General features: G+C 47.3%; 4 protein-coding genes and 1 pseudogene. 2 read left to right on the forward strand and 3 right to left on the reverse strand.

All coding sequences use genetic code 11. The features are described from left to right. From QCH34_RS11675 to QCH34_RS11685, 3 genes are all read right to left on the reverse strand, one after another. Positions 1-454 (reverse strand): class II aldolase/adducin family protein (locus QCH34_RS11675; protein WP_300334392.1); only part of this gene is annotated, 454 nt, incomplete at its 3' end. Then, complete coding sequence (locus QCH34_RS11680) at positions 427-1056, reverse strand: Fe-S cluster assembly protein HesB (RefSeq protein ID WP_300334394.1); 630 nt, start codon at positions 1054-1056, stop codon at positions 427-429. The genes QCH34_RS11680 and QCH34_RS11675, both read right to left, overlap by 28 nt. After that, positions 1056-1325, reverse strand: a complete 270-nt coding sequence (locus tag QCH34_RS11685; RefSeq protein WP_292736586.1) for a thioredoxin domain-containing protein — start codon at positions 1323-1325, stop codon at positions 1056-1058. The genes QCH34_RS11680 and QCH34_RS11685 overlap by 1 nt, the downstream gene beginning before the upstream one ends. A 132-nt stretch (positions 1326-1457) precedes the next feature. On the opposite strand from QCH34_RS11685, the gene QCH34_RS11690 reads away from it, so the two are divergent. Together QCH34_RS11690 and QCH34_RS11695 are read left to right on the forward strand one after the other, a co-directional pair. Beyond that, entirely contained in the window at positions 1458-1613 is a 156-nt protein-coding gene (locus QCH34_RS11690; RefSeq protein ID WP_300334397.1) for a hypothetical protein, read from the forward strand. A 66-nt stretch (positions 1614-1679) separates the two neighbouring features. After that, positions 1680-1910: pseudogene (locus QCH34_RS11695) on the forward strand (hypothetical protein); the annotation flags it as partial.

Genomic DNA, 1910 nt, shown 5'->3' on the forward strand with positions numbered 1-1910 from the left:
TTTTTGCAGCAGCAAATGTCCCATGCCCCCTGGCAATGACAAGATTACTATTTTTTAAGGCTTCTGCACAATTCTCTGCGAGTTCCTGACTGCCGGGTACTCCCTCCACAACAGAAATCTCCGGGCAGAGCATTTCCCCTTCACTGTCGATTGGTATGATCTGATCCATGAGAAGTGAAGCCGCAACCGCACAGGAGGGGTGTGCATGGACAATTGCACTATGTTTCGTCTCCCTGTAGATCGCTTCATGAACCCTGTATTCGCTCGATGCGCCCTTTGGAACCGGCTCGCCGGGAATCACCAGGACAAGGTCTCCAGGATCATCAAGGTATGAACCACTTCTCGTGATCAGGTACCCCTGATCTGAACGTATGCTCATATTGCCAAAATTACCGCCAACGAGTCCTTCATTGAAGAGGCGGCGTCCTATTCGTGTAAAATCCGGATTCTGCATTCCTGACATCTCTTTTTACTACAATATTCTTTTGCATATTCAACAATCTGGCCATGGCAGGATCTGAGTAGACGGTTATCGGAACCAAGAGCTGACAGGAAGATCCGGCGCAATTGATCATCAGTGAGAGATACCCCGGCGCAGGTACAGATCCGGCGGGTATATGCATCAATTACAAATGTCTCCCGAAAAAGTCCATAACAGAGGATACTATCGGCAGTCTCTTCACCTACACCATTCACTGTGAGGAGGGAACGTCTCAGGAGATCGGTTGGGATCAGATCGATCTCTTTCATCTCATGATATTGATCCAGAAAAAATGTGGCAAGCTGATGGAGGCGTGCTGATTTGACCCGGTAAAACCCGGTGCATCGTATACAGGACTCCAGATCTGCCGGATCCGCTGCCGCAATCGCGGAAAGGGTATTCAACCCGGCTGATCTCAGCCGGGTTAATGCCGCCTCAACATTCTCCCAGCGTGTCTGCTGGGTCAAAATCGCGCCAACTGCCACTTCGTCAAATGGTGCATCCCACCACGGAACGGGGCCATAGGTCTCGTTTAAGACCGAAATGAGTGATTCTATACGGTCTCTCTCTTCCATCAGATAAGCGGTTTTAAGAGTTCTTCCAGTCTCCGTGCATCGGTCACTCCTTCGAGTTTATGGATGACGGCTCCGTCTTTCTCTATGATTAGTGTCGGAACAACCTGAATCTGGTATTTTCCTGCAAGATCCATATGATGATCGACATCAATTGTCTTGATTTCAACTGCATCCCCGAGTTTTACCTTCAGGTCCTCAATGATGGGGGTCTGCATCTTGCATGGCCCGCACCATGTGGCGAAAAAGTCAATAAGAATCGGTCTGGTCATGGAACTACCTTCTTTTACAGTCGTTGAAAAGAGCAATAAAGATTGCCTTTTTCCTCTCTCCTGAGATAAACCCCATGAGAATGGCATGCAGATCAGACCTGTTTTGAGTATGCTGACTATCAAAGGCAAATCATGCGCGATCGGAGCCCAATCCCGCTTCTTGCAGTTGTCATGAATAAACACCCAATTGATGATAATCGGGTTTTTTCAATCCTGGCAGATGAAATCAAGGATGAAGATGATCTTCTCTCGCTGCTTGAAGTTGTTGATGTGTTGGTGCAGTTATAGTTTTCAACTCACTCTTTTTCTGAGAGAGAACGATGGTGCTAAATTGTCTGCATTCAGATATCTTTTATGAGTACCAGAATCGATATAGAAGTAATCGGGCTTGAGGAACTCTCATGCGGTCCGTTCCCCTGCAATGATGAACGAAGCTGTGAACTTACCGAATGTGCGCCCACCGAGAAACTTGTCAATGCTGTATCGGCGCTCAAAAAGGCGCTGAAGAAGGAGTATGGCGGTACTCATAAAAGATATCTGAATGCAGACAATTTAGCACCATCGTTCTCTCTCAGAAAAAGAGTG

The organism is Methanocalculus sp., from assembly GCF_029762515.1.
In the GTDB taxonomy this organism is placed as follows: Archaea; Halobacteriota; Methanomicrobia; order Methanomicrobiales; family Methanocorpusculaceae; genus Methanocalculus.